The sequence below is a fragment of the Pelagibius sp. genome (genome assembly GCF_028281305.1).
In the GTDB taxonomy this organism is placed as follows: Bacteria; Pseudomonadota; Alphaproteobacteria; order Kiloniellales; family Kiloniellaceae; genus Pelagibius.
Genome location: NZ_JANQKD010000015.1, coordinates 1 through 19,306, shown reverse-complemented (window position 1 = coordinate 19,306; position 19,306 = coordinate 1). Strand labels below are relative to the sequence as shown.

19 protein-coding genes are annotated in these 19,306 nt (G+C 64.3%); 5 read left to right on the top strand and 14 right to left on the bottom strand.

Features of this window, described 5'->3' with window-relative positions; genetic code table 11:
- Positions 1 to 283: 283 nt before the first annotated feature.
- From Q0982_RS03400 to Q0982_RS03390, 3 genes are read right to left on the bottom strand one after another with little or no spacing between them, the layout of a single operon-like run.
- The gene (locus tag Q0982_RS03400; RefSeq protein WP_299391706.1) at positions 284 to 1,048 is read right to left on the bottom strand and encodes a TIGR04283 family arsenosugar biosynthesis glycosyltransferase; all 765 of its coding nucleotides are present in this window, start codon (positions 1,046 to 1,048) and stop codon (positions 284 to 286) included.
- Complete coding sequence (locus tag Q0982_RS03395) at positions 1,045 to 1,860, bottom strand: ferritin-like domain-containing protein (RefSeq protein ID WP_299391705.1); 816 nt, start codon at positions 1,858 to 1,860, stop codon at positions 1,045 to 1,047. Before Q0982_RS03395 ends, Q0982_RS03400 begins: the two co-directional genes overlap by 4 nt.
- Positions 1,857 to 2,642: a DUF3047 domain-containing protein gene (locus Q0982_RS03390; RefSeq protein ID WP_299391703.1), complete on the bottom strand. Its 786-nt coding sequence runs from the start codon at positions 2,640 to 2,642 to the stop codon at positions 1,857 to 1,859. Before Q0982_RS03390 ends, Q0982_RS03395 begins: the two co-directional genes overlap by 4 nt.
- 324 nt (positions 2,643 to 2,966) lie before the next feature.
- Here Q0982_RS03390 and Q0982_RS03385 point away from each other — a divergent pair, with 324 nt between their 5' ends.
- Positions 2,967 to 4,328 (top strand): tetratricopeptide repeat protein, encoded by a 1,362-nt coding sequence (locus Q0982_RS03385; protein WP_322096940.1) that lies wholly within the window; start codon positions 2,967 to 2,969, stop codon positions 4,326 to 4,328.
- Between the two features lie 100 nt (positions 4,329 to 4,428).
- On the opposite strand, the gene Q0982_RS03380 is transcribed toward Q0982_RS03385, so the two are convergent.
- The 5 genes from Q0982_RS03380 to Q0982_RS03360 form a co-directional block, all read right to left on the bottom strand.
- Positions 4,429 to 5,214: a DUF1194 domain-containing protein gene (locus tag Q0982_RS03380; protein ID WP_299391701.1), complete on the bottom strand. Its 786-nt coding sequence runs from the start codon at positions 5,212 to 5,214 to the stop codon at positions 4,429 to 4,431.
- Positions 5,215 to 5,676: 462 nt separating this feature from the next.
- A complete protein-coding gene (locus Q0982_RS03375; protein WP_299391700.1) occupies positions 5,677 to 5,997 on the bottom strand; it encodes a hypothetical protein in 321 nt (106 codons plus the stop codon).
- A gap of 113 nt (positions 5,998 to 6,110) precedes the next feature.
- Entirely contained in the window at positions 6,111 to 6,719 is a 609-nt protein-coding gene (gene phnN / locus Q0982_RS03370; RefSeq protein ID WP_299391699.1) for a phosphonate metabolism protein/1,5-bisphosphokinase (PRPP-forming) PhnN, read from the bottom strand.
- A 1-nt stretch (position 6,720) separates the two neighbouring features.
- The gene (locus tag Q0982_RS03365; RefSeq protein ID WP_299391697.1) at positions 6,721 to 7,341 is read right to left on the bottom strand and encodes a phosphonate degradation HD-domain oxygenase; all 621 of its coding nucleotides are present in this window, start codon (positions 7,339 to 7,341) and stop codon (positions 6,721 to 6,723) included.
- Positions 7,338 to 8,090 carry a DUF1045 domain-containing protein gene (locus tag Q0982_RS03360; protein ID WP_299391696.1) on the bottom strand — a complete coding sequence of 251 codons (753 nt, stop codon included), beginning with the start codon at positions 8,088 to 8,090 and terminating at the stop codon, positions 7,338 to 7,340. Before Q0982_RS03360 ends, Q0982_RS03365 begins: the two co-directional genes overlap by 4 nt.
- Positions 8,091 to 8,587: 497 nt before the next feature.
- Here Q0982_RS03360 and Q0982_RS03355 point away from each other — a divergent pair, with 497 nt between their 5' ends.
- From Q0982_RS03355 to Q0982_RS03345, 3 genes are all read left to right on the top strand, one after another.
- Positions 8,588 to 9,604: a substrate-binding domain-containing protein gene (locus tag Q0982_RS03355; protein WP_299391694.1), complete on the top strand. Its 1,017-nt coding sequence runs from the start codon at positions 8,588 to 8,590 to the stop codon at positions 9,602 to 9,604.
- A 381-nt stretch (positions 9,605 to 9,985) separates the two neighbouring features.
- Positions 9,986 to 10,783, top strand: coding sequence for a UDP-2,3-diacylglucosamine diphosphatase (locus Q0982_RS03350; RefSeq protein ID WP_299391693.1), 798 nt, complete (start codon positions 9,986 to 9,988; stop codon positions 10,781 to 10,783).
- A gap of 5 nt (positions 10,784 to 10,788) precedes the next feature.
- A complete protein-coding gene (locus tag Q0982_RS03345; protein ID WP_299391691.1) occupies positions 10,789 to 11,787 on the top strand; it encodes a glycosyltransferase family 1 protein in 999 nt (332 codons plus the stop codon).
- A gap of 3 nt (positions 11,788 to 11,790) precedes the next feature.
- Here the strand turns inward: Q0982_RS03345 and Q0982_RS03340 are convergent, their stop codons facing one another.
- Positions 11,791 to 12,126, bottom strand: coding sequence for a hypothetical protein (locus tag Q0982_RS03340; RefSeq protein WP_299391689.1), 336 nt, complete (start codon positions 12,124 to 12,126; stop codon positions 11,791 to 11,793).
- A 163-nt stretch (positions 12,127 to 12,289) separates the two neighbouring features.
- The gene (locus Q0982_RS03335) at positions 12,290 to 13,066 is read right to left on the bottom strand and encodes a hypothetical protein (protein WP_299391688.1); all 777 of its coding nucleotides are present in this window, start codon (positions 13,064 to 13,066) and stop codon (positions 12,290 to 12,292) included.
- Between the two features lie 157 nt (positions 13,067 to 13,223).
- Between Q0982_RS03335 and Q0982_RS03330 the strand changes: the two genes are divergently transcribed.
- Positions 13,224 to 14,132, top strand: coding sequence for an SMP-30/gluconolactonase/LRE family protein (locus Q0982_RS03330; RefSeq protein ID WP_299391686.1), 909 nt, complete (start codon positions 13,224 to 13,226; stop codon positions 14,130 to 14,132).
- An 82-nt stretch (positions 14,133 to 14,214) separates the two neighbouring features.
- Here the strand turns inward: Q0982_RS03330 and Q0982_RS03325 are convergent, their stop codons facing one another.
- From Q0982_RS03325 to Q0982_RS03310, 4 genes are all read right to left on the bottom strand, one after another.
- Positions 14,215 to 15,192, bottom strand: a complete 978-nt coding sequence (locus tag Q0982_RS03325; protein ID WP_299391684.1) for an ABC transporter permease — start codon at positions 15,190 to 15,192, stop codon at positions 14,215 to 14,217.
- A 2-nt stretch (positions 15,193 to 15,194) separates the two neighbouring features.
- Positions 15,195 to 16,175 (bottom strand): ABC transporter permease, encoded by a 981-nt coding sequence (locus tag Q0982_RS03320; protein WP_299391683.1) that lies wholly within the window; start codon positions 16,173 to 16,175, stop codon positions 15,195 to 15,197.
- Entirely contained in the window at positions 16,172 to 17,698 is a 1,527-nt protein-coding gene (locus Q0982_RS03315) for a sugar ABC transporter ATP-binding protein (protein ID WP_299391681.1), read from the bottom strand. The genes Q0982_RS03320 and Q0982_RS03315 overlap by 4 nt, the downstream gene beginning before the upstream one ends.
- A 159-nt stretch (positions 17,699 to 17,857) precedes the next feature.
- Positions 17,858 to 18,988, bottom strand: a complete 1,131-nt coding sequence (locus Q0982_RS03310; RefSeq protein WP_299391679.1) for a sugar ABC transporter substrate-binding protein — start codon at positions 18,986 to 18,988, stop codon at positions 17,858 to 17,860.
- Positions 18,989 to 19,306: the final 318 nt, after the last annotated feature.

Genomic DNA, 19,306 nt, shown 5'->3' with positions numbered 1-19,306 from the left:
CCGACCCGGTTCCCTTGCGCCTCAACGGCGGCCGGTCGGCGCTCTGGTCGCGATGTGCAAGAACTAATGCAGACAGTGCCTCTGAAGATTCCTACGGGCTGGAGACAGCCTTCTTTTTGGTTAAGCGGGCGCAGCGAAAGTCTCGCGAAGCCATGAAGGTCGCGTGACACACAGTCGAAATTTTTTTGAAACCAAGCCTCAGGTTGGCTGCGCCGCCGGCGCACTCGCCTGTGTCAGAAAAGAGGCGGTGTTTCAGAAATCAGCCGAGCAAGACGGGGTGACTCTATGTGTCGCCGTGAACATTCTCGCTCGCTGATGGAGTGCGCGACAGCGCATTTCGCTGTGGCCGCTTTCCCGTCTTGCCTGTCCGCCGTTCGGATCTGTAGAGGCGTGCCAGGACGTCGGGCGACACACCCAGGTAGTACAGCAGGTGGATCAGCAGCCAGCCGGTGACGATTCTCGGTGGCCAGCGGCCTTCGAATCGGCGCGAAGACGTCGTCACAGGCGGTTCGGTAATGCAGACCGTCTTGCCGCTGCGCTCGAGTCGGCGGCAGAGGTCGTAGTCCTCCATCAGGGCGATGGGCCGGAGTCCGCCCATGCGCTGAAGGGCGTCGCGCCGCACGAAAATCGCGGAGTCCCCGTAATAGAGGCCGAAGCGCCGGAACCAGGCGTAGAACCGGGTCAGCCAGCGGTCGAAGGGGCTGTTGCCGTCGAAAAGGATGCGGAAATTGCCGCCGACGACATGAGGGGCGGCCATGGCTTCGCGCAGAGCATCGAGGCTTCCGGGGGCCAGTCTGCTGTCGGCATGCAGGAACAAGAAGACGTCGCCCTCGGCCACTTCCGCGCCGAGGGCCAGTTGTTGGCCACGTCCACGTGCGCTGCGGATCGCCCGTGCCCCGGCTTTCAGGGCCATAGCCACGGTGCCGTCGGTGCTGCCGCCATCGATCACCAGGATGTCGCTGTCCGGATCCTCCCGGCGCAGCCGGTCGATCAGTGCCGGTATGCGCTCGGCCTCGTTTAAGGTGGGGACGATAATCGAGAGTTTCATGGTGCGAGATCGGGGTCGGCGCCCATGGGCTGCGTTGCGGAAGGACTGATGCCCAGCAGTGCGAGTTGCGCGTCCCAGTGCGACCATCGCCGTCTCGCCCAGGCCCGCGCCCAATGACGTGCCAGGGGGCCGCTGGCCCAGGGCAGCGGGGCGACCTGCGGCAGCCGTTCCATGCAAGCAAACCACAGCCCGCGCAACCAGCTATGGATCTCGACCCGCTCTCTTCGAGTCAGAGCCTGCAGGGCGACCGGCAGATAGACGCGCCCGAAGGCCACGTGCCGCGCCTCGTCGCGTGCGATGGTATGCGAAAGGACGGCAAAGCGCCGGCAGTGCGTGAAGCGGCGGGCGGTTTCCTGAAAGGCGAGGGCCTCACCCTCGATGATGACCTGGACGGCGAGCAGCACGGCTTCCGGCGGGCCCTGCCAGGCCAGGATGGCGTCGCGGGCCGGGCTCAGAAGACTGGGGCCGGCTTCGCTGGCCGGGTCCTTGCCCAGGCCTCCAACGGTGCTCTTGCCCCCGCTCTTGGCCAAGTAGCGCCGGTAAAGTTCCGCATGGCGATGCTCTTCCTCTGCCTGAAGCGCAAGGCAATCGCGTGCGCGAGCGTGGGAAAGCCGGCTGGCCAAGGCGTCGCAGACCGCCGCCGTGGTCTCTTCCCCGGCCAGAAACTGACCCGCGAGAGTCCGGGCCAGCCGGTCCTCCCCGGCGGGACCGCGGTCGACAATGTCCTGCCAGAGACTCCCCACCGGAAGAGCGAGGGCTTTTTGCCCTTTATCCAGCAACAGGCCAAGCAACTGCGCCCGTGTGTCCGTCACGGACGGCCCGCCCAACGATCCAACCAACGCCCTTCTTGCAGCGAAGGCTGCAACAAGGCGCGATCCCCGAGGCTCCAGCGCAGATGCTTGATCTTGGCCAGCGACATGCCGCCCAGGTCGTCGGTGTCGGCCGAGATAGCGATGTAGAGGCGCTGCGGCGGATCTTCGCCGAAGGCGTCCCGGTAGTCGGCGATGAAATCGACGCGTTCCTCGTACCAGGTGCCGAGCCCGGCCTCGGCCCCGCGCAGAACCGTCAAACGCCCTTCGTCGAAGTGGGGATGGTCGAACACGGTGCCGCGCTCGCGCTCGCCGCCCCAGACATAGGTCATGACGCGCCCGATAGACGGATAGCCGAACAGCCCACCGAGTCGGTCGAAGAGGGAGCGCTCGGCTTCGGGCGGCGGAAACCAGAGATGGATCGCGAGAGGCCGGTCGTCCTGGCCGACCCGGTCCTGCGCACTCGGGGCAATGCCCCGGTCGACACGCCAGCGCCACGTGAGCTGGGCGCCGGGTTTGACGGTGACCTCGGCATAGAGGAAAGCCACCGCGCCATCGGCCTCCACAATCAAGGTGTCCGGAGCGGCGATGATGAAGTCGGCCGGCGGCTTCTCCGGCAGGGTCAGCACCTGCCACTCGTCGAAGGGCTGCAATGCTTTGTCGCCCGCCAGGACCGCGGCCTGGGCAAGGCCGGGTCCTGCGGCAAGAACGGCCATCAGGCCGGCAAGGGCGGCCCCGGCGAGGGTTCCGGCGAGGGTTTGCTTTCGGCCCGGTTCTCTGCTCACGGCGGCGGCTCCGTAGGGTCATCGGGGAGGACGAGGTCCGCTGGGTCTCTCGATAACCTGGAGGCGGGGAGGTCCGGCGGCAACTCACAAGGTGTCACGCAGTGATCAACTGCGCTTGAGGGCATACCTGCGGACAGTTGCGTTCTGGGCTGCCCCAGTCGCGGATGGGGATATAGCCCTCCTGCGCGCTGCCTGCGTGTTTCAAATGTTGCTAATGTGAGAATCCCCACTGGTGGCTTGCCCTGCCAGGCGTAGGGACAACACTGCCGGATCCGGGGAACGACCCCCGCCCGGCGCATCGCCGCCCAAGAAAGAAGTGTGGGAGTGCGGAAGGACATGATGAGCCATGTCGATGCGCGAGGCGAGCCGGTGAGCGGAGCCTCCGAAGATGCCATAACGCTGTATGAGAAGGCCCTGGCGCAGCTGCAGTGCTATCAGGGCGATCCGGTCGAGACCATAGAGGCTGCCGTTGCGGAGAGCCCCGAGTTCGTGATGGCGCACTGCCTGCGCGCCTATGTTTTCGCCCTGGCCACCGAAGTGGATGCCATGGCGGAAGCACAGAAGAGCTTCGAGGCGGCGCGCGGCCACTCGACAACGGCGCGCGAGCGCCGCCATCTGGCAGCGATCGATCAATACCTGAAGGGCAGCTGGGAAGGGGCCATTGCGGTGCTGGAGGACACCCTGGTCAACTGTCCGCGCGATGCGCTGGCGCTGCAGGTCCTGCATCTCAGTGACTTCTATGTGGGGGACGCCCGCCACCTGCGCGACCATGTCGCAAGGGTTCTGCCGGAATGGTCGGCCGATGACCCGGGTTACCATGCGCTGCTGGGGATGTACGCCTTCGGTCTGGAGGAATGCGGCGACTACGAACGGGCCGAAGAGATGGGCCGGCGTGCCATCGATCTCAATCCGCGCGACGCCTGGGCCCAGCATGCCGTGGCCCATGTCATGGAGATGCAGGGCCGCCAGGAAGACGGAATCGCCTGGATGCGCGGGCGCGAAGGCGACTGGGCAAACGACAGCTTCTTTGCCGTTCACAACTGGTGGCACCTGGCGCTCTACCATCTCGACCTCGACCAGTTCGATAGCGTCCTGGCGGTCTATGACGACAGCATCCGCAAGGACCGCTCTCGGGTCATGCTGGATCTTCTGGATGCTTCAGCGCTGCTGTGGCGGCTGCACCTGCGCGGTGTGGACGTCGGCGATCGCTGGATCGAGCTGGCGGATTGCTGGGAGCCGCTGGGTGAAGACGGCTTCTACGCCTTCAACGATGCTCACGCCATGATGGCCTTCGTCGCCGACGGGCGCACGGCTGCTGCCGAACGCCTGCTGCTGGCGCAGCAGCGGGCCATGACCGGTACCCGCAGCAACGCCATGATGACCCACCACGTTGGTTATCCCCTGTGCAACGCGCTGCGCGCCTTTGGCCGGGGTGACTACGTGACGGCGGTCGATCTGCTGCGCCAGGTCCGTGGCCGTCTCAGCCGCTTTGGCGGCAGCCATGCGCAGCGGGACGTCTTCGATCTGACATTGATCGAGGCTGCACGCCGCGACGGCCAACTCTCCCTTGTCCGCGCCCTTGCCAACGAAAGGGTCGAGCTGAAGCCGAGCAGCCCGCTGAACCAGCGCTACCGCGAGGAAGCGTCCCGGCGCCTGGCGGAGATATCCGGCGCCGCGGTCGTGTGACCTGCATCAAGCCTTTCTGGCGACGATGAAGCGGCGCGGGCGGGCCGCTTGGCCCGCCGCCCGGGTGGGCTATCGCGAAGAGGGAGGTAGATTGACGGGATCAGCCCGCTGCGGCGGAGGCCGGCGTGTGACCGGCGATCAGGTCCCGCCAGAATTTCTTCTCCAGGGCCTTGGGAAGGTCCTGGGGGTCCTGGACGGTCATCAGAAAAGCGCCGGGCCCGCCGATGACATTCTCCCGGAAGTAGGCCGGCAGGTCCCGGCGCCCGCCGAAGACAACGCCGTTGACCGTCGCGCCCTGTCGGATCGCCTCGTCGCGCAGCATGGCTGGATCGAAGCCTGCGTTGTCGACGCCGTCGCTCAGGATGTTGATGACGGCGCGGCGGCCCTGGTACGGCGCAGCGGCGGCAATGCGCGTGGCCGCGCCGACGGCCTGGGCGATATCGGTCATGCCGCCGGTCGACGCGGCGGTGCCGGCGCCACCGCCGGCTTGCGGGGCCTGATGGTTGCCGTCGTAGTGGGAGCGGTCGATGCGCGGAGCGTCGCGCAGCTGGGCGGCGACACGGGCGGCGTCCTCCGGCCCGGCGATAACCGTCCAGGGCACGACGATGCGCACCTGGCCGTCACTGGACCAGGTAAAGGCCATGAAGCCGATGCGCTGCATCAGCCCTTCGCGCACCAAAGAGACAAAGCTGGGATGGACGACCCCGCGGGAGAGGCCGGTAAGTTGAAGCCATTCCTCATGACGGCTGATCGAGTCCGAAACGTCGATCGCGGTAATCAGATTGAAGTCGGTGGACAGCGGCGCGCTGGCACCCTGCGCCTCCGCCTTCTGCAGAGGTGCCGCGATCCCAAGAATTAGGACAACAATCAGCGTTCTGAACAGCATTCGTTTTGCTCCTCAGTCGAAATCTCAACATGCAACACACAAAAACTGGTTAACGAGGCACCAGAGGCATTGTGTGTTCTTGGTTGTGCGGCTTTTTTACCCGTGGCATTCCGCGGGTTTTGTCATGGCCCTGTGTCCGCCGACGGTCTCGATTGGGGGCCTGTAGCCAAAGACTTGCCCGGTATCCTTGGGCAGGCATCCTGTGGAGGTCGACGTCCAGTGGGGATCGATGCGGTGAAGCCTCTCCAGACGTGTATTCACCGCAGAAGGTGAAAAATCTTCCGTATCAAATCGCGCTTCTCGAAAACCAGGACGACCAGTAATTCCTTGGTCTATAAGGTGCTATTGGCTGTCGAACAGTGTAATGGCGGGTGGTTTCTGTGTGATGTCTTGGGGCGGGCAGAGTGTTTCAGTTGTTCTTCCCGCCCAGACAAGAAGGCTCCGGCTGTGACCGGGTGCAGGCTAGGCTGCCAGAGGCGACCCAAAGGCGGTTTTCGGCAGGCTGTAGCGCTTGGTCAAGGGATTGAACATGACCGCGCAGCGTGCAGACATGTCGGCCAGATAGGCTGCAGCGGTCGCCGGCTCCAGGCCCGCGGCAAGCGCAATCTCCTCCAGCGTCGAGGGAAGCATGTCGGCCAGCGCCCCTGTCAGCAGGGCGCGGGGGTCTTCCGAACTGCCGGGCAGCGCGCTTCGCCGGGCACCCGGTGCCTCGGCGGCGTGGTCGTTCGGCGACAGAACTACGCTGCAAAGCCTTGAAATAAAAGAAAAGTGAACGGCAACCATCTCTTAAGATCCTTGGCTGAAGAGGTCCTGGTCAGGGCCAGATTGCTTCCTGTTCAGATCTACGCGGCCAAGGCCGTGAGGGTTTCACCGCGGGTAGGAAATCAGTCAGGTCCTCAAGGCACGGCGCCGTCAGCAGGCGCCCGGGAGATCGCGTCGACAAACTGGTCGACGGCCGCCTCCAGACTGCCGCCGTTGACGATGGTGACGGTTCGAACCCCGGGCGGCAGGGCGGCGCTGCGGGCGAGGCGCCGGCGCACCGCCGCAAGATCCTCTCGTCCACGCGCCAGCAGGCGCTCTTCGAGCACGGCCTGCGGCGCGGTGACCAGTACGACGGTGGTTTTCGGATGTTTGCGCAAGGCTTCAGCAATAACGGCGCGGGACACGTTCGCGATCACCGTGGCCCCGGCGTCCAGTTGCTCGGCAACGGAGGCGGGCAGGGCATAGCGCAGGGCATGAGCGCCCCAGTGCAGAAAAAAGGCCCCGCTTTCCTTCAGGGACGCGTACTCGTCCTCATCGACCGTCTCATGGACCTCGCTCGCCGGATCGCTGGTGCGTGTGATGATCCGGCTTGGAAAGACATAGCCCTCATCTACGGGCAGGCGCAGCCTCGCGCCGTTGATCAGACTGTCCTTGCCGGCGCCGCTCGGTCCGACGACAAGAACCAGATGGCCGGATGCCGCTTTGGAAGGCCCTGGGGAAGACGCTCTCGAAGCTCCTGCCATCTCAGGGCGCGGTCCTCAGGGTCCGCTCGATCACGGCTTCGAAGTCCCGCAACGGCGGCGTCTCCATGGCCGGGTCCTTCGCGGCTTCGTCCCAGCGCCGGAGGGCGAGGGCCGCTTTGGCGTGGGGTCCCGCCAGAAAAGCCTCCGCCTCCTCGGCCGTGAAGGGACCGCCCTGAAGCGCGAGGCTGCGGACGGACTCTTCGGAGAGCGTCTGAAAGTAGCCGGGTTCGGCTTGGCAGAGATAGCGTTTGGCGGCGACGTGCTGCGCGACCGGCGCCGTTACGGCGGGGCCGAACCAACGGGACAGATAGGTCGCGCCGATGGTTTCGTGGGCTGCGTCGATTCCGGCGGCGGCGGCACCTTCATCCTTGGGGTTCACAAGATGGCCGATGTCGTGCAGCAGAGCGGCGGCGATCAATGCGTCTTCCGCCCCGGCGCTGCGGGCCAGGGTGGCGCACTGCAGGGCGTGATCCAACTGGCTCACCGCTTCGCCGCCGTAGCGGCTGCCGCCCAAGGCCTCGAGTTGTGAGAGCAGGGCATCCGCAATCGCCGAGGGGCTTTCGTCTTCATCCGGCATGCCTGCGGCCGCATGGCTGTGGGTTCGTTCACCTGCATTGCTCATCGCGCAAGTTCTCCTCTTTCCGCGTCTGCCGCATCGGGCGCCCTCGGACCCGAAAGACGGACGCGGTCCATGAGCTGAAAGGGGGTTTCCTGATTGTGCTGGCCATAGAGGCAGACAGTGTCCACGTGAAAGGGCGCCGCCGTGTGCGGGCTGAAGAGGTCGGTCAGGTGACTTTGCAGCAGCTCCCTCTCTGCGGTCTCCAGAGGGCCCGTCAGAGTCATGTGAAAACGAAACTCTTCCATGACGTAGGGATAGCCCCACTGACGCAGCAGGGCTTCCTGGCGCGGGGTCAGCCCCGATTTCTGTCGCCGCTGCAGGTCCCCTTCGCGAAGCGGCGCACGCAAAGGCTCGAAGTCGCGCACCGCAGCAGCCGCAAGCCTGTCCATTTCTTCCGAAGGCTTGGAGAGTGTCATGGCCAGAAAGGGCCCAAGGGCCCGCACCGTCAGCGCTGGTGCTTCAAAGGGGCTCTGCCGGGCGGCAAAGACGGCAAGCGCATCGTGCAGATCCCTTAGCGAAGTGCCGGGCGCCAGGCGGAAAGGCGCCTTCAGCGTTGCATGAAAGCCGTAGCGGCGTGGACTTGCCGTGGCGGCATCCAGGTCAATGGCCCTCAGCCCATCGATCTCCGGACGCACCAAGGTGGCACCGCTCTCGCAGTCGCGGCCCAGCCAGCGCTGTGCTAGTTCCCAAAGGCCGCCGCCCGGCGGCGGTGCGTAGTAGATGGCGTAGCGGGGGTGGGTGCTCGAACTCACGGACTGACCTCTTTGCGAACCATGGCAGGGCGAAACATCATGGGTAACCTGATCGAACCGGTACTGAAGCGGACTGAGTCCGAAAGAACAGTGGCTTCGAAAGAACACTGGCTCTCGCTCTGCGTTTGAGCGAAACCCTAAAGCGACTGAGCCGATGCACCGGGCTTCATGCCCAACTTTCTCCATGACTTTTAGGTCATCGACGGCATCGCCGTACAGGGCGTCAAATCTTACAGTTTCATGACTGTTTTGTGATTTGTGAAGCATTTGTGATGGATCGCACAGATGACGCTGAACCGTTTCAGTAACGAGTGCCGACCGAAACAAAAGAAACCGCGTGTCGGAGCCGAAGCAATCCAGGCGTTACAGGAAGACAATAGAAGGAGGCCCACCCGGGTGTGCAGCGATTGCGCGTGGCATCGACGCCTCCGTCAGTCAGGATTTTTCGGCCTCCGGAGTCCGGGTTATTCGGTCATTCGTATTCTTGGGGACTTGAGATGAAACATCTGGTGTTTGCCGCGGCGGCGGCCACGATGCTTTTCGGCGCGCAGGCCGAGGGGCGCGATACCATCCGCATTATGTCTTCCGAATCCAACTTTCCCTTTACCGCCATGGTGGGCGAGAGCTTCGCCAGCAATTACCGCCAGCCAACACCCATTATCGAACGAACCACGGCGCGCAGCAGCACCCGCAGCTTCTGTGCCGGGGTCGGCCACGAGTTTCCGGACATCATCGGTATCCCCAGGCGCATGTGGAACGCCGAATTCAAGGAGTGCCAGGAGAACGGAGTCAGCCGGATCACCGAGATCAAGATCGGCTACGACGGGATCGTCCTCGTCGGGGCACAGGACGGCCCGGTTGTCCGGCCGACCAAGGCGCAGATCTTCCAGGCCCTGGCCAAGCGCCTGGTCGTCGACGGCGCGCTGGTCGACAACCCTCACACCCGCTGGAATCAGATCCACGACTCCCTGCCCGACATGCCGATCCGCGTGATCGGCCCGCTGGTCAATACGGACCCGGGTAATGCCTTCCTGCTGGAGGTTATGGACACCGGCTGCCGCAAAATCGAAGCGATGGCGCGCCTGCCGGAGGAGGTGCGCGATCCGGCCTGCGTCAGCCTGCGCAATGACGAGGCTTTCGAGTCGGTTTCCAAGAGCTATGACGAAGCCGTCCGTCTGGTGAGTTCGCGCGAGCATCAGCTGGCGATCATGCCGTTCTCGTTCTATGAGATCCATGCGGACAGCCTGACCCTGCACCCCATCGACGGTGTCCTGCCGGACGAGCAGTCCATTGCGCTGGGCGAGTACCCCGTGATCTGCACGCTCTTCATCTACGTGAAGGTTCAGCACTACGAGCAGGTGCCCGGGATCCTGGAGTTCGTGACGGAGTACACCAGCGACCGCGCCTGGGGCCCGGACGGCTATCTGGTGGATTTGGGCATGATTCCGATGTCGCACAGCGACCGCATCGACCAGCGCGCCAACGCGATCGGGCTCAATCCCATGTGGCGCTGATGCGTTCGGCACGAGAACTGCCATAGAACCGACGACGTGCGGTTTCCGGGGGGCCTGTACGTTGCGCAGGCCCCTTTCGCGTGAGGCAGGGCCCGAGTCTCTGGGCCCGAGTCTCTGGGCCCGAGTCTCTGTGGATGAAGCGCCTCCAGTCTGCGATTCGCATCGACAAAGTAATCGTCCGCGGCGAAACGAATCGGGATTTCGATGCCTTCATTAACCAAAAGTAATTGCTGCATGTACTTTCTGTGACAGTGCAGTGAAGCTGGGATGATATCTGTGGCTTATTTGATCGTATTCCTTTTTCCCGCTTCAGCATCTTGATATAAGCCGGCGAAAGATCACCGTTTTTGGTGATTGCAATGGGATCTAGAGAGTGGACCCATGGACGGCCTGGCACCTTCGCGACCGACCCGCTACCGCAGCATCTTTATCTCCGATATCCATCTCGGCACCCGGGGCTGCAAGGCGGACTACCTGCTGGACTTCCTGAAAGAGACCGAGTGCGAGACGCTCTACTTGGTCGGCGACATCTTCGACGGTTGGCGCCTCAAGAAGAACTGGTACTGGCCTCAGGCTCACAACGACGTCGTTCAAAAGCTTCTGCGCAAGGTGCGCAAGGGCATGCGGCTGGTCTATGTGCCCGGCAACCATGACGAGGTGCTGCGTGATTACCTGGGCATGCACTTCGGCGGCGTCGAAGTGATGAAGGAGGTGATGCACGAGACCGCCGACGGCAAGCGCATGCTGGTGATCCACGGCGACGAGTTCGACGGCATCGTCAAGTACGCGCGCTGGCTGGCTCTGCTCGGTGATTGGGCCTATGTGACCATGCTGCACGTCAATACCTGGTTCAACTACCTGCGCCGCAAGCTGGGTTTCGGCTACTGGTCGCTCTCGGCCTACCTCAAGCACCGGGTGAAGAATGCCGTTCAATTCGTCTGCAACTTCGAGGAGGCTGTGGTCGCCGAAGCGAAGCGTCACGGCGCCGACGGCGTGATTTGCGGCCACATCCACATGGCGGAGATGCGGATGATCGACGGGATCCTCTACGTGAACGACGGGGACTGGGTGGAAAGCTGCACCGCCCTGGTGGAGCACTTCGACGGCAGGCTGGAGATCCTGCCCTGGGCCGAGCTGCGGGCCTTTCCCATGCTGGAGCCGGCAACCGCCGCGGCGTGACGGAGATGCGTATCCTTCTGGCCACGGACGCCTGGTATCCACAGATCAACGGCGTGGTGCGCACTCTCAACCGGGTGCGCGAGGAACTGGAGCCGCAGGGCGACGTCTTCGAAGTCCTGGCCCCGCATATGTTCCGGACCTTTCCCTGCCCGACGTATCCGGAGATCCGGCTGGCGGTCCTGCCGCAGATCGGCCTGAAGAAGCGCATCGAGGCCTTCCGGCCCGACGCCATCCACATCGCCACCGAGGGACCGATCGGCGTGGCCCTGCGCGGCTACTGCGTGAAGCACAAGCTGCCCTTCACCACCTCCTACCACACCCGTTTCCCGGAATACCTCTCCGCGAGAATCCCCGTGTCGGCCGATGTCGGCTACCGCTTCATGCGCTGGTTCCACAGGCCCTCCAGCGGCGTCATGGTGGCCACCCAGTCGATGCGTGAGGAACTGGAGTCCCGCGGCTTCGAACGGCTTGTCGATTGGACCCGGGGCGTCGACACGGCGCTGTTCCGGCCGGAGGCACCGCACGCGTTGGATCTGCCGCGGCCGGTTTACATGTACGTCGGCCGCGTCGCGGTGGAGAAGAATATCAAGGCCTTCCTGGATCTCGAGCTTGACGGCAGCAAGGTGGTGGTGGGTGACGGTCCGCAGCGTGCCGAACTGGAGGCGGCCTTTCCGGACGTCCATTTCGTCGGCGCCAAGCAGGGCGAGGACCTGGCCGCCCACTACGCCTCAGGCGACGTCTTCGTCTTCCCCAGCCGCACCGACACCTTCGGCCTGGTGATGCTGGAGGCGCTGGCGAGCGGCATGCCGGTGGCCGCCTATCCGGTACCGGGACCGCTGGACGTGGTGAACGGGGCGGGGGTCGGCATCCTCAGCGAAGATCTCGGCAGCGCGACCCGCGAGGCCATCAAGATCGACCGCGACCACTGCCGCGAGCACGCCCTCAAGTTCTCCTGGGCCAACTGCGCCCAGATGTTCCGCGACAACCTGCAGCCGCTGAGCTGAAAGTCAGTCGAAGCCCAGTCCCCGTTCCTCGATGACCATGGAAAGAGCGGCGGGCGAGACGTCATCGATCATGTAGAGGCGGATCAGGCTTTCGGCCTTGTTCAGGTTTTCCTCCGAGAGGACGCAGGAAATGTCGAGCTTGTTGATCCGCGCGACATCCGGATCGGTGAGTTCAAGGTAGGCCCGGAAGAAGGTTTCCGGCTGAAAACCGTAGCCTTCCATTTCCTCGGGGTCCTTGAGCCAGATGGCAATGCCCTTCCGTCGCGCTTCGCAGTACTGGGTGTAGACGGGCATGCTGTCGTCATAGAGACGCGTACCGTTGTTGAACGTTCTGTTCATCCACTGCGTCCACATGGGCCCAGTATAGTCTTCACACTTGATTCGATCGAAGAGCCGACGGAGGACGTGCTCCGCCTCGAGGTACCTCATCGGATCGCTGAAGATATCGGGGATCAGTACGGCCATGGTGCTTGGATTCCCTGAGGCGCCGACCGCGTCGCGGTCAGTTTAGGCAGGAGGCTTCTCCGTTTTGGTAGCTCTGGCACCACTCATCCTTCAGCCTCGAGATCGCTTCCGCCCAGTCCTTGAGGTAGGTCACGACGAAGTAGGCTTCTCTCGCTTCCATCGCGGGAGCCAGGTCCGCAGCGTGTGCCCGGACCCGGCGATAGGCGTTGTCAACGCGCTCGATCTCCAGGCGTAGTGGCTCCTGATCGCAGATCTTCGATTTGAACCACTTGCCGTCTCCCGCACACCATGCCGCCAACTCAATAACGGCAAATCTGTACTGCAAAGATGCGAATTCGGGATCGCGCAGAGCACGGCCGCAATCCGCCAATGACCTTGAGAGGAAGAAGCTGAAGGTGAACACCAGTTCGCCTGTTTGCATGCGCCTGTCAGATTCGAAAAGGACCAGGCGCCCGTCCGATCTCGCGATAAACACAGCAAAGCCCTCGTCCGTCGGCCCGAAGTCGAAATAGGGCGGTTCGCTCGTCCAGACCGCAAAGGTGTTCACCCGTTTCAGACCAGTAGTCTTTCGCGTAACAAAGTTCTCCGCCTTCTCGGCGATCTCATCGGGGGTCCAGGGAACGAAGTCGGTATCGATCGCGGCTCCGAAGTGCTTCTTGAACTCCGCCGCGATCCTGAATTCCTGGCGGTTCTTCCAGTTCACATCTGGCCTCGTTTCTTCGACCAGCGTGCAGATCAACTGATCGGCGCCGTGGCTTGGCGCCGCGGCCAAGCCCATCACCGCCACCAGAAAACAAAGCAGCTTCTTCGTCACGCTCTCCCCCGCGACACATCTCGGTCCGGCAAGGTTTATCATAGCTGTACAACCGCTAATAGATGTCTCGGGTTTGACAATTGGCGCAGCGGGCGCCCGGCGCTACACTCTCCACGACAGCGGGCGGCGAAGCCCGGGCAACGAGGGGAGGGGGCCGATGAACCCGGACTACGACGTGCGCGACCCGCGCTTCAGGGACTACCTGCTGGGCAACTGCGCGGTGGAGAAGCTCTATACGGGCACGCTCTGGGCGGAAGGGCCGGTCTACTTCTGCGATGGCGACTTCCTGCTGTGGAGCGACATCCCCAACAACCGCATCCTGAAGTGGACGGCGGGTGCCGGCGTCACCGAGTACCGCCGCCCCTCCGACTATTCCAACGGCCACACCCGCGACCGGGAGGGCCGCTTGGTGAGCTGCGAGCACGGCGCCCGGCGGGTCACCCGCACGGAGTGGGACGGCAGCGTCACCGTGCTGGCCGAGAGCTACCAGGGCAAGCGCCTGAACTCCCCCAACGACGTGGTGGTGAAGTCCGACGGCACGGTCTGGTTCACCGATCCGCCCTACGGCATCCTCTCCGACTACGAGGGCTACAAGGCCGACAGCGAGATCGGCGCCAACTACGTCTACCGCCTCGACCCCAAGGCTTGCGATCTGACCGTGGTGGCCGACGACTTCGACAAGCCCAACGGTCTCGCCTTCTCGCCGGATGAAAAGACCCTCTACATCGCCGACACCGGCCTTTCCCACGATCCCGAGGGGCCGCGCCATATCCGCGCCTTTCAGGTCGGCGACGACAACAGCCTCTCGGGCGGGGAGGTCTTCGCCGTCTGCGACACCGGTGTCTTCGACGGCTTCCGCCTGGACGAGGACGGCAACATCTGGTCCAGCGGCGGCGACGGCGTGCACTGCTTTTCCCCCGCGGGAGAGCTTCTCGGCAAGATCCGCATCCCGGAGAAGGTCTCCAATGTCACCTTCGGCGGCGCGAAGAAGAACCGTCTCTTCATCACCGCCACAACCTCGCTCTACGCCGTCTACCTGAACCGCCGCGGCGTCCAATGGCCGTGAGGCGACGGCCGCTCGACCACTGAACCGTCACGCTCTGACGTGACAGAGGGGATGAGGGCTTTGGCGTAGAACGGTCGGTCGGCTAGCCCTGCACTCTCTGGCCGCGGCCGTAGACCAGCAGCATGCCGATGATGACGCAGCCGTAGATGATCTGGCGCCCCGCTTCGGGCATCTGCATGACCGAGAGGATGGACTGCAGCAGGGAGATCAGAATGACCCCGGCCACCGTGCCCAGATAAGTCCCGCGCCCGCCCAGGATGTGGGTGCCGCCCAGCACCACGGCAGCGATCGCGGGCAGCAGGTAGGGGTCGCCCATGGCCTGGTAGCCCTTGTTGGAGTAGCCCGCCAGCAGGACGCCGGCCATGGCGCTGCACATGCCGGAGATGGCGAAACAGGCGATCAGTACGGCCTTGGTGTTGACGCCGGAGAGGAAGGTGGCGCCCTCCTGGTTGCCGATGGCGTAGATGTAGCGGCCCAGCGGCGTGCGCTTCAGCAGGATGACCACGGCAATCCCGATGACCGCCCAGATGAAGACGGCGTTGGGGATGTTGAGGAAACTGCGCTCGACCGCCAGCCAGCGCATCGTTTCGCTGGCATGGTCTTGGGGCGCGAAGCCGCCTGTGTGCAGCACCATGACGCCCTGGGCCACGGCGTTGATGCCGAGGGTGAAGATCATCGAGGGCACGCGCAGGATGGCCACGCCCAGGCCGTTGATGAGCCCGAAGACGAGGCCGCAGAACAGGCCGAAGGGAATGGCGTACTCCGGCCCCCACCAGCCGGCCGCGGCGGTCGACATCATGCCGCCGACCGTCACCAGCCAGGGGATCGAGAGGTCGATGTGCCCCAGCAGGATCACCAGCATGACCCCGGAGGCGATGATGCCCAGGAAAGCCGCGACCTGGAGCTGCTGCAGCAGGTAATTGGCCGAGAGGAAGCTGGAGGAATAGAGGCTGCCGGCCAGCAGCATGACGACGATGAAGCCGAAAGCGATCACCACCGGCCTGTCGACCGACTTCAAGGCCCCCTGCAGCGCGCCCTGCATGTTCTCCTGGATCGACATGGCTATTTGAAGAGCTCCAGGCGGTTGCGGATCTGGAAGACGCGGGCGGCCCCCAGGCTGACGGCGACCAGCAGCACGACGCCCTGGAACAGCGGCTGCCAGAGCGGCGGCAGATCGAAGACGAAGAGCAGGTCGTCGATGGTGCGCAGGATGAAGGCCCCGAAGATGGAGCCGATGGCGCCGCCGGCGCCGCCGTAGAGCGAGGTGCCGCCGATCACCACCGCGGCGATGGAGTTGAGCGTGTAGGTGCCGCCGATCGGGGCGCTGGCCTCGCCGGAGAAGGTGACGAAGGTGAGCATCAGTCCGGCGAGCCCGGCCAGCAGCCCGGCGAGGGTGTAGGCCGCCATTTTCGAGCGGCCGATGGCGACGCCGGTCATGTAGGCTGCGCCCTCGGCGGAGCCGACGGCATAGCAGCCGCGGCCGACGACGGAATTGCGGAAGGGCAGCCAGATGATCAGCACCGCCGCCAGCAGCACGACCAGGGAGGTCGGCACCACCTCGAAGACCGTGTAGGTCATGAAGTCGGCCAGCTCCTCGTCGACGTCGCCGCCGGGCACCGGGCGCAGCAGCAGGGCGATGCCGTAGTAGACCGCGCCGGTGGCCAGGGTGGTGATGATCGGCTGCAGGCGCCCGTAGACGACGATCACGCCGTTCACCAGGCCGGCCAGCGCGCCGGCCAGCAGCACCACGGCGGTGCCGATGGCGATCTGCAGCGGGTCGCCGCTGACCATGCTGGAGGCCAGGCAGTTGGTCATGATGAAGACCATGCCCACCGAGAGATCGAGGCCGCCGGTCAGCACCGGCAGGGTCTGGGCCATGGCGACCAGCGCCAGCAGCACCGCCTTGTTGGCGGCCGTCGTGACCACCGGCACGGTGAGGCCCGCCGGATGGTTGGCGATGTAGAGCGTGAACATGAGAAAGAAGACGACGATGGCCAGGATCACCCCCTGGTTCTGGCCGAGCCGCAGTTTCAAGTCGTTCATGCCGGCTCCTCCGCCTGGGAGGAAACCTCGGAGCGGTCGTCCAGCATCAGGTTCAGGGCGCTGGCGACGATGTTCTCCTCGTTGATGGCCTCGCCCTCGAGCTCCCGCACGATGCGGCCGTCGTACATGATGCTGACCCGGTCGCAGCAGCCGATCAACTCGTCGTAGTCCGTCGTATAGAACAGGATGGCGGTTCCGGCGGCAGCCAGATCGCGCAACAACTGATAGATCTCCTGCTTGGTGCCGACATCGATGCCCCGCGTCGGGTCGTTCAGCAGCACGATGCGCGCGTTGGTCATCAGCCACTTTGCGATGACGACCTTCTGCTGGTTGCCGCCGGACAGCGTGGCGACCGGGTCGTCGACATCGCCGGCCTTGATGGAGAGCCGGCGCACCATCTCGTCGATCTCCGCGTTCTGGCGCTCCCGGTCGATGAAGAGGCCGCGGGTGAAATGGCTGATGGAAGCCATCGAGATGTTGTCGCGCACCGACATGGGCAGCAGCAGCCCCTCGGACTTGCGGTCCTCCGGGATCAGGGCGATGCCGACGGCGCTGGACTTGGCGAACTGCGGGCTGGTCAGGCGTAGCCGGCGACCGGCGACCTTCACCTCGCCGGTGACGCCCCGCAGCACGCCGAAGAGCGCCAGCAGCAGCTCGCGCTGGCCCTGGCCGTCCAGCCCGCCGAGTCCGACGATTTCGCCTTTGCCGACGGAGAGCGAGATGTCGGCCAGGCGGTTGCCCCAGGTGAGGCCGGTGATCTCCAATTCCGGCTCCGGCGGGGTTTCGTGCTGGGGTTTGGGCGGATAGACCTGGGTGTATTCCCGCCCGATCATGAGCTGCACGATCTCGCTGTCGCTGCGGGTGCCCTTGGCGAAGGTTTCGATGTGGCGGCCGTTGCGGAACACCGAGCAGGTGTCGGCCAGTTCCTCGATCTCGTGCATGCGGTGCGATATGTAGAGAATGGCGAGGCCCTGCGCGCGCAGCTCCCCCAGGATCGCGTAAACCTTTTCCACGTCGGCGGCGGTGAGGGCAGAGGTCGCCTCGTCGAGGATCAACATCCTGGGGTTTCGCCCCAGGGCCTTGGCGATCTCCACCATCTGGCGGCGCGACAGCGGCAGGTTCTTCACCAGCTCAAGCGGGTTGACGTCGTCGCAGCCGACCTTCGACAGCAGTTCCTCGGCGCGCCGCCGCTGGGCGCGGTGGTCAATCAGTCCCCAGCGCAGCGGCGGATCGGCCATGGAGATGTTGTCGGCCACCGAGAGGTCCGGCATCAGGGAGAGCTCTTGGAAGATGCAGACGATCCCCTTGGCGTTGGCATCCTGCGGACCGGCGAAGGTGACAGCCTCGCCGTCGAGGAGCAGGGTGCCGGCGGAGGGCTGGACGACGCCGGCGGCAATCTTGATCAGGGTCGACTTGCCGGCGCCGTTTTCGCCCAGAATCGCGTGGATCGCGCCGGGATGGCAGGCAAAGTCTACGCCGTCCAGGGCGACGACACCGCCGTAGCGCTTGCTGATTCCCCGCATCTGCCAGAAGGCGGCGGGGTCAGGAGGCCTTGAGACAGGTTCTTCCGCGGGTGCGTTCATCGGGCCAAGCGGACTCCGGGCAAGCTGTGTTTCCATGAAAGGGCGCCGCGTCCGGATTGCGGACGCGGCGCTTCAGCTCCTGGGCGTCTAAACCCGCCCCTACTGGTCTTCTTCCGTCTTGGCCATGATCTCCGTAGCGGTGATGTTGACCCCGCAGGGCGGGAACTCGTTCGGCGTGAAGAAGTTGTCCGTCAGGTCCGGGTAGTAGTTCACGTTGGCCTTGAAATCCGGGTGCTCGACCAGCGGAATCGGCACCGAGACGTACTGTGGCAGAACCTTGCCCTGCAGCGCTTCCAGGGCCGTCTTGGCAGCGATGGCCACAAGGCCCGGAGACTGCCCGGCCGACGAGCACAGCAGGCCGTCGCCGGCGTGCTGGGCGCAGAGCTTGCGGAAACCGTTTTCGGCCTCTCCGGCCACCGGCACGAAGGGATGGCCTGCGTCGATCATCGCGCGCACGGCCCCGGTTGAGCCGCCCTGCACGAAGACGCCATCGAACGTGCCATGCACCGCGATGGCATCGGCGGTCACTTTCTGGGCGGTGCCGTCGTCCCAATTGCCGACCACTTCGACGATCTCGAAGCTGTTGCCGCCGGCCTCCATCAGCTCGCGGAAGCCCAGGTGGCGGTCGCGGTCGACCGAGTTGCCGGGCAGGCCGCGGACCTCCAGAATCTTGCCGTTGCTACCGACGTTCTTCAGCAGCCAGCGCGCCATGATGCGGCCGATCTCCGACTGATCCTCATTGACCTGGATGATCTTGTCGCTGTCCAGCACGTTGTCGAAGGGCACCAGGACGACGCCGGCGCGATTGGCGCGGCGGATCACCGGCCCGAAGGCGGTGGGATTGACGGCGATGGTCAGGATGGCGTCGTAACCGGCGTTGATGAAGTTGTCGATGGCGGCGACCTGGGCAGCCACGTCCGTTCCCGTGGAGACGATCTTCAGTTCTTCGATCAAGGGCTTCACGTCCGGCTGCTCGGCATAGGCCTTCAGCGTCTTGATCATCTGAATCCGCCAGGTGTTGCCGACAAAACCATTGGCCAGCGCGATGCGGTAGGGCGGCTCTTTGGCCTGGAACTGGAAGTGCTTGGTTTCGGCGCTGAAAGGCGCGAAGCAGCTGGGATTATAGCCGGGTCCGCTGACTTCTTCGGGGCCGGCAGCGAGGGACGGGGACGCGGCCCCGGCTGCCATCAGGCCCGCCAAGACGGCAGAGGCTATCGCTTTCTTGACCATGAACAATCCTCCCAGGTGTTGGGCGGGTTTTCCCGCGCATTGTCTTATCGATGTCTTCTCGGGCCGAGCCTTTGTGCCATGGCGGCAGACGCCAAGATGCCCATTTGCATGCGGATGACGAGGCTCGTGTTCCCTCTAGGGCGCGCTAGCGTGGCCCAGGTTAATCAAGCAGTCAATTGGTCAGTCCGGTGATTGGTCATGGGGCTAACGCCCGACTTGGCCTAGGCTGTGGTGACAATTTATGATTTTGGGGATTCCCTTTTTCATCTGGGCATGATTCAAGACTGACCTTTGAGGAGGTCAGTCTTGGGTCGGCAT